Genomic DNA, 7,465 nt, shown 5'->3' with positions numbered 1-7,465 from the left:
AGCGTGGCCCAGGCCACTGCCGCGACTGCATGCGTTTCCACGCCGATCTCGCTCGCGAGCTGCGCGAGTTCCGCCGGTTGCGGCATGCGCGCCGACGTGATGCCGGCATGCGGCGCGCTGCGCCAGGGCAAGGCCTGGCTCGCCGCCGGTGAGCGGCGAGGATCGTCGAGAGTGTCGCTGGCAGTGTCCACGTCGGTGCCCCATGGAGGCCGTCCGCGCCTCCCCATTCCTCCAGAACGTATGGGAAGATAGATTCAGGTCACAACGTGAACGTTTTCATCCCCGCGCCATGGAAGTCGATTTCCATTCGTTGTACAGCGAACTGCGGGTGCAGCCCGACTGCAGCCTGGACGACTTCAAGCGCGCCTATCGGCGGCGCGTCGCCGAGCTGCATCCCGACCGGCACGGCGACCAGGCCGTGCGACCCGACATGCCGGGAATGTCGTTGCCCGACCTGACGTTGCGCTACAGCCAGGCGATGCAGTTCTTCCGCGCGCATGGCCGACTTCCCGGCAGCCCTCCGCCGCGGGTAAACGTGCGGACCACCCACCTGACGCGTCCTCCGCGCCCGCACGTCGCGCCGGCCACAGGCGAATCCCCGGGATTCGCCAATGTCTCGCAGCGCAGCTGGCTCGTCCTGCTGGTGCTGCTGGCGATCGCCGCCTACCTGGTGTTTTCTTCGCCTCCGGCGTCGGCCGCCCTTCGCTGACCGGCGCGCTCAGCGCGCGCCACGCCCGAACAGCACGACTTCGACGGTCTGCAGCAGGATCATCATGTCGAACACCAGGCCATGGTTCTTGACGTAGAAGAGATCGAACTTCAGCTTCTCTTCGGCGTCCTTCACGGACGCGCCGTACGGATAGCGCAGCTGCGCCCAACCGGTCAGGCCCGGCTTCACGCAATGGCGGACACGGTAGTAGCGGACTTCGTCGTTCAACATGTCGACGAACTGCGGGCGCTCGGGGCGCGGCCCGACGAAGCTCATGTCGCCGCGAAGCACGGCGAACAGCTGCGGCAGTTCGTCCAAGCGAGTCTTGCGGATGAAGCGGCCCACGCGTGTGGTGCGATCGTCGTCCTTGCTCGCCCACACCGCGACGCCGCCCTTTTCCGCATCCGTCCGCATGCTGCGGAACTTGGTCAGCTTGAAGTGGTTGCCACGCTCGCCGACGCGGATCTGGCTGTAGAGGATCGGGCCACCGGATTCGAGCCATACCGCCAGCGCGGTCAGCAGCATCAGCGGCCACGCGAGCAGCAACAGCGCGCCTGCCGCGAGCAGGTCGAAGAACCGCTTGCTGAGTCGCCTCGGCGTGGAGTAATCGAAGCCGCCGGAGAAAACCAGCCAGGACGGATCGACGATGTTCAGCTGCACCATGCCCGCTTCGCGTTCGAAGAAGGTCGACAGGTCGATGACGTTCACCCCGTGCTGCACGCACTGAAGCATGTCTTCCATCGGCAGGCCGCCGCGACGCTCGTCCGGTGCGATCACCAGCTCGTCGATCTGCAGGTCTTCCACCAGGTCCGCCAGCGTGCCCTCGGGCTTCACCAGCAGGTCATCCCGCACGACCACCGGCTGGCCGGCCACGGGCACGAAGCCGACCACGATGAAACTGCGGCGGTCCGCCTTGCGCCGCATGCGGCTGTTGATGAGGTCGGCGTTGTTGCCGGCGCCCAGCACGAGCAGACGCTGCTTCAGCACATCCGTGCGGAACAGGCTCACGGACAGCATGCGCACCGCCACGATGCCTGCGGCCGACAGCGCCAGCGACAGCGCCAGCACGCCGCGGCCGATGTACGCCTGTGGCACCAGGTAATACAGCACGATCAGCGCGATGCCGCCGAGCACGAACGACATCAGGAAGCGCAGGAAGAAGTCCATGCGGCTGTGGCGCATGTGCACCTGGTAGAGGCCGAACGCCGCCATGGCGCCGGTCAGGCTCAGCGCCACCAGCAAGGCGCGTGCCGGCGCATGTTCGACGAACTCCAGGTGGGTCTCCTGGTCATTCAGGAAGCGCAGCCAGGCCGAGCCCAGCACGGCCAGCACGATGATCACCACCTCCAGCAGCCACAGGAACCGGATGGCCCTGGACTTCTGGCTCGCATGCGTCGACTTCATTACGTCCCCCTGATGCCTGATCGCCGGGCCCGGAACTACCGCCTCGCGCGACGCCGCCGCGTGAGAAGGACCCGGCCCTGATGCCCCTCACTTTCGAAAAACGCAAAAAGTGAGAGATCCGGACACACGCCTGCCCGCCGCACGACGGCCCTAGCGGACTTCGTCCCTTCGCATCGGCCGCAGCCAGCCGGCGATACAGCCGGCACCCGGCGGCCGCGCCACGGCGCAGACGACATCAGGCCCCAGATCCAGCCGCTCGATCTCCACCGTTGCCGTGCCGTCCGGATGCAGCGCCACGACGCCTTCTACAGGCAGGGAGAACGTATCCATCTCGCGTTCCAGCCCGACGCCGGCCGCTTTCAGGAAGGCCTCCTTGCGAACCCAAAGATCGAGCAGCGCCGCCGCGCGATCGGCGTCGGGAACCTGCGCAATGCGTGCCGACTCGGCAGCGTGGCAGATGCGTCCGGCGATCTCCGGCATGACCTGCGCGCGACTCACCGGTTCGATGTCCACCCCGACGTCGCCGGACATGCTCACTGCAACGGCCACCACACCTTCGGCGTGGCTGAGACTCGTCTGTTCCAGCCTGCCCTCGAGCAGGGGTCGACCGCGGGCATCCCGCGCCAGCCGCACCTGCGCCGCCGGGACACCCAGAGCATGCGCCAGCACCAGGCGATGCAACGCGTAAGCCAGCGCAAGGTCTGTGCGATGCCGTGGCTGCCGCTGCCGCTCCGCACGCCCGCGCTCGCGCGGATCGATGATCGCCAGCGCCTGCGTCTCCCATGCGCGCCAGTCCTGCAGCGCGAAGGCGGCTATCAGTACGTGTCGTTCCAGCGCAGGCTTCAATGCGATGCCGTTCAGGCACTGCGGAAACACGGATGCCATCGCGTCCGCGGACGGGTAGCGATCCGGTGAAAGCCCCGGGGGATGCGCGGATACGAAAGACATGCCGATGTCGGAATCACTACGTGAGCGAACCATCTTCGTCACGTACGTCACGACACGAACAGGTCACGCGGATCGCGATGACGCACGATCAGCGAAACCCCGAAACGCAAAGAGCCAGCGGATGGCCGCTGGCTCTTTGCGTTCGTAATGGCGCGCCCGGAGAGATTCGAACTCCCGACCGCCTGGTTCGTAGCCAGGTACTCTATCCAGCTGAGCTACGGGCGCGTGAGGAGCGGAATTATGCGTGAAGCGTTTTCCGCCCGTCAATCTTTTTTCTACCACTTCTTTGCACGACGACATCGTGCAAAGCACTACCGGAACACATCCTGCGAGCCTCGTTCGAGTGCCCGCTCTCGCCATCTTTCCGGCGCGTCACCCGACAAGCACGGGCAACCGCGGAACTGGCGGAGTGAGAGGGATTCGAACCCTCGATAAGGCTTTTGACCCTATACTCCCTTAGCAGGGGAGCCCCTTCAGCCGCTCGGGCATCACTCCGGTTTGACGCTCGTTGCAGCCAAGCTGCAGCGGCCGCATAGGATAGCGGCTCACCGCGCAGGCGGCAAACAAAATCAATCGGACGTGACGTTCTCCGACGCCGCATGCGAAGAGATTTCTTCGCCACGCTGGATGCGCTGGTAGATTTCTTCGCGGTGCACATCCTTGGGCGCAGTGATGCCGATGCGCACCTGGTTGCCTTTGACGCCGAGCACGGTCACCGTGACCGAATCGCCGATCATCAGGGTTTCGCCGACACGGCGGGTCAAGATCAACATGTTTCTTCTCCGTAATCCGGCAAAGGATAGTGCCGGGGGCGCGTCGGCACCGTGAAATAGGGCCGCCGGCTTCCTGGTACATTCATGAACCTAAAGCATGTTAGCGGCCGGAGGCACGCGGCCGCAAGCGCCGTCTGGTCCAATAGAGGGGTCAACCGAGGCGCTGCCGGACCCATTCCGGAATGGCCTGGAGGGCTGTCGCAAGGGCGGGCCCGTCCTCACCACCACCCTGGGCGAGGTCCGGGCGACCACCGCCCTTGCCACCGATCTGACTGGCGATATGTGAGAGGAGTTCCCCCGCCTTGACCTTGCCGGTTGCGGCGCCGTTCACGCCCGCCACCAAGGCAGCCTTTCCGTCCGATGCGCCGGCCAGCACGATCACGGTATCCCCCAGTTGCTGCTTCAGGCGGTCGACCGCGTCCCGAAGGGCCTTGGCGTCGAAGCCTTCCAGGCGGGAGGCGAGGACACGGATTCCGCCAACGTCCACCGCGGCACTGCCCAGATCGGACGTGGCACTGGAGGCCGCCTTCGCCTTCAGGGATTCCAGCTCCCGCTCGAGCTTCTTCTGGCGGTCTGCCAAGGAGCGGATCTTTTCGACGATCTCGCCCGGACTGCCGCCCAGTAGACTGGCAGCCTCGGACAAGCGACGCTCCTCGTCGGCCACATAGTCCAGGGCGCCCTGCCCGGTCACGGCCTCGATGCGCCGGACCCCGGCGGACACACCGCTCTCGCCGATCAGCTTGAACAGGCCGATGTCGCCCGTGCGCCCCACATGCGTGCCGCCACAGAGTTCCGTGGAGTAATCGCCCATCTTCAGGACGCGGACGTTTTCGCCGTACTTCTCGCCGAACAGCGCCATGGCGCCGAAATCCAGCGCCTCCTGCATGCCCATGTTGTGCACTTCAGCCGCGTTGTTCGCGCGGATCTGCGCATTGACGCGACGCTCGACCTCGGCCAGTTCGGCCGGCGTCATCGGCTGGAAATGGGAGAAGTCGAAGCGCAGCCGGTCGGGCGCGACGAGCGAGCCCTTCTGCTGGACATGGTTGCCGAGCACGTCACGCAGCGCCGCATGCAACAGATGTGTGGCGGAGTGGTTCAGGATGGTATTCGCGCGGCGCGCGGCATCCACGGAAGCGACGACATGGTCACCCAGCTTCAACACGCCCTCGGCGACGCGGCCGGCATGGCCATGGAACTGGCCGGCGAACTTCAGCGTGTCCCCGACCTCGAACCGCACGCCCTGCTCGACCAGCACGCCCGTATCACCGACCTGGCCGCCGGATTCCGCGTAGAAGGGCGTGCGATCCAAGATGACGACCGCCTCGTCGCCCGCCGCCACGGATGGCACCGGACGCCCCTCCTTCAGCAGCGCGACGATCTGCAGGCCACCCGCATCGAGCTGGTCGTAGCCAAGGAACGCGGTCGGCGAGAGCTGGGCCACCAGGTCGGCAGGCAAGCCAGTGTTTGATGTGAACTTGCCGGCGGCACGCGCGGTCTCGCGCTGCTGCGCCATTGCAGTATCGAACCCGGCCATGTCGACCGTCAGCCCGCGTTCGCGGGCGATGTCGGCGGTCAGGTCGACCGGGAAGCCATAGGTGTCGTACAGCCGGAAGGCATCGACACCGGGAATGACGCCATCGGCGACGCGCGCAGCGACGTCGTCAAAAATGCGCATGCCGGAATCCAGTGTCTCGGCGAACCGCTCCTCCTCAGCCTTGAGTGCGCGCTCGACCAGGGCCTGGGCGGCAGGGAGTTCCGGATAGGCATCCCCCATCAGGTCTGAAAGCGTGTCGACCATCTTGTGGAAGAACGGCTGGCGCATGCCCAGCATCCAGCCGTGGCGCAGCGCGCGGCGGATGATACGGCGCAGCACGTAACCCCGGCCTTCGTTGGACGGCAGCACACCGTCGACGATCAGGAAACTGCAGGCGCGGATGTGATCGGCGATGACGCGCAGCGACTTGTTTTCCAGATCGGCCGTGCCGGTCAGCTCCGCCGCCTTGCGGATCAGGCCCTGGAACAGGTCGATCTCGTAATTCGTGTGGACGTGCTGGAGTACCGCCGCCAACCGCTCCAGCCCCATGCCCGTGTCCACGCACGGCGCCGGCAGCGGCACGAGCGTGCCATCGGGCTGGCGATCGAACTGCATGAAGACGTTGTTCCAGATCTCGATGTAGCGGTCGCCGTCCTCGTCCGGCGAACCCGGCGGACCGCCGGCGATATGCTCGCCGTGATCGTAGAAGATCTCCGTGCATGGGCCGCAGGGGCCGGTATCGGCCATCTGCCAGAAATTGTCCGATGCGTACGGCGCGCCCTTGTTGTCGCCGATGCGGACGATGCGCTCGGCCGGCAGGCCGATCATCTTGTTCCACAGGTCGTAGGACTCGTCGTCGGTGTGGTAAACCGTGACCAGCAACCGCTCCGGTGCCAGCCCCCACACCTCCGTCAGCAGTTCCCACGACCAGGCGATGGCTTCCTTCTTGAAATAGTCGCCGAAGGACCAGTTGCCCAGCATCTCGAAGAAGGTGTGGTGCCGTGCGGTGTAGCCGACCGAATCAAGGTCGTTGTGCTTGCCTCCCGCGCGCAGGCAGCGCTGCACGTCGGCCGCGCGCACGTAGCTGCGCTTCTCGGCGCCCAGAAACACGTCCTTGAACTGGACCATGCCGGAGTTGGTGAAGAGCAGCGTGGGATCGTTGCCGGGCACCAGCGAGGCGGAGGGCACGATGGCGTGGCCCTTGCCGGCGAAGAAATCGAGGAAATCCTGGCGGATCTGGCGGGTGCTGAGGGTCTTGGGAGTGGTCATCTGGCAGGCATTGGCTGGAAGGCGCCTCATTGCGACGCACCATCCACAACATGCGGACGCGGCCGGGGGAAGCAACCCAATGCGCTAGATTATCAGGCCGCCCCGCCCCAGTCCTCCGGCTTCATCTGGCTGGCAGCGCGCACCGCTGCGGCGTCGAAGCCGCGCCGGACCAGGAAATCCGCGATCTTTCGCGATTGCGCCGGATCGATCCGGCAGGCTGGACCGAAACGGCGGCGGACGAGGTCGCATGCCGTTTCGGTCCAGTCGCCATCGAAGGTGGCCATGGCCGCCGCAACCGCCTCGCGATCCAGCCCGTGGGTGGACAGCTCGGCCCGGATGCGCAGCGGACCATACCCCCCTGAGGCCCGACTGCGGACGAGGGCCTCGGCAAAGCGCGTGTCGCTCTGCCACCCCTCCTCCGACAACCGGTCCACGGCCGATCGCACATCGGCCGCTTCCACACCGCGGGATGCCAGCTTGCGGGACAGTTCCCGCCGGGAGTGCTCGCGCCGGGTCAGCAGGCCGAGGGCCCGCTGCAGTGGCGTCTGCAGGGACGACGGGCGACGCCCCCGCTTGCCGCCGCCGGCTGGCTCATCCTGTTCGCTCATCACCTGCCGCCYTGCGCTTACTCGCCGTCGTCGGCGCTCTCATCGCGCTGCGCTTCGGCGGGCTGGAACTTCTCGCGCAGCTCCGACTCGAGCTTGGCGGCGATGGCCGGATTCTCGCGCAGGAAGGTGCGGGAATTGTCCTTGCCCTGCCCGATGCGCTCGCTGCCGTAGCTGTACCAGGCACCCGCCTTCTCGACCAGCTTGGCCTCGACACCCATGT

At 66.2% G+C, this 7,465-nt stretch carries 7 protein-coding genes, 2 tRNA genes and 1 pseudogene; 1 reads left to right on the top strand and 9 read right to left on the bottom strand.

The features are described 5' to 3' along the window. The coding region (locus tag AC04L7_RS08995) for a hypothetical protein (RefSeq protein ID WP_475512859.1) at positions 1–191 on the bottom strand (191 nt) is incomplete at its 3' end. Between the two features lie 98 nt (positions 192–289). Between AC04L7_RS08995 and AC04L7_RS08990 the strand changes: the two genes are divergently transcribed. After that, positions 290–709 carry a J domain-containing protein gene (locus tag AC04L7_RS08990; protein ID WP_296280659.1) on the top strand — a complete coding sequence of 140 codons (420 nt, stop codon included), beginning with the start codon at positions 290–292 and terminating at the stop codon, positions 707–709. Positions 710–718: 9 nt separating this feature from the next. Here AC04L7_RS08990 and AC04L7_RS08985 read toward each other — a convergent pair whose 3' ends face one another. The 8 genes and pseudogenes from AC04L7_RS08985 to AC04L7_RS08950 all read right to left on the bottom strand — a co-directional run. Then, entirely contained in the window at positions 719–2,113 is a 1,395-nt protein-coding gene (locus AC04L7_RS08985; protein WP_296280657.1) for a TIGR03013 family XrtA/PEP-CTERM system glycosyltransferase, read from the bottom strand. Between the two features lie 150 nt (positions 2,114–2,263). Then, positions 2,264–2,959, bottom strand: coding sequence for a 4'-phosphopantetheinyl transferase family protein (locus AC04L7_RS08980; RefSeq protein ID WP_475512858.1), 696 nt, complete (start codon positions 2,957–2,959; stop codon positions 2,264–2,266). Between the two features lie 250 nt (positions 2,960–3,209). After that, positions 3,210–3,286 (bottom strand) — tRNA-Arg (locus AC04L7_RS08975). Between the two features lie 177 nt (positions 3,287–3,463). Beyond that, positions 3,464–3,556, bottom strand: a tRNA-Ser gene (locus AC04L7_RS08970). A 74-nt stretch (positions 3,557–3,630) separates the two neighbouring features. Continuing rightward, on the bottom strand, positions 3,631–3,834 hold the full coding sequence (gene csrA, locus AC04L7_RS08965; RefSeq protein ID WP_475512857.1) for a carbon storage regulator CsrA: 204 nt from the start codon (positions 3,832–3,834) through the stop codon (positions 3,631–3,633). A 151-nt stretch (positions 3,835–3,985) separates the two neighbouring features. Beyond that, a complete protein-coding gene (alaS, locus tag AC04L7_RS08960) occupies positions 3,986–6,637 on the bottom strand; it encodes an alanine--tRNA ligase (RefSeq protein WP_435999409.1) in 2,652 nt (883 codons plus the stop codon). 92 nt (positions 6,638–6,729) lie between these two features. Next, positions 6,730–7,245, bottom strand: a complete 516-nt coding sequence (gene recX, locus AC04L7_RS08955) for a recombination regulator RecX (RefSeq protein ID WP_435999411.1) — start codon at positions 7,243–7,245, stop codon at positions 6,730–6,732. Positions 7,246–7,262: 17 nt separating this feature from the next. Next, positions 7,263–7,465, bottom strand: a pseudogene (locus AC04L7_RS08950) (recombinase RecA); the annotation flags it as partial.

The sequence above is a fragment of the Pseudoxanthomonas sp. LjRoot204_2 genome, assembly GCF_056175765.1.
This window is presented reverse-complemented; position numbering and strand designations above follow the sequence as displayed.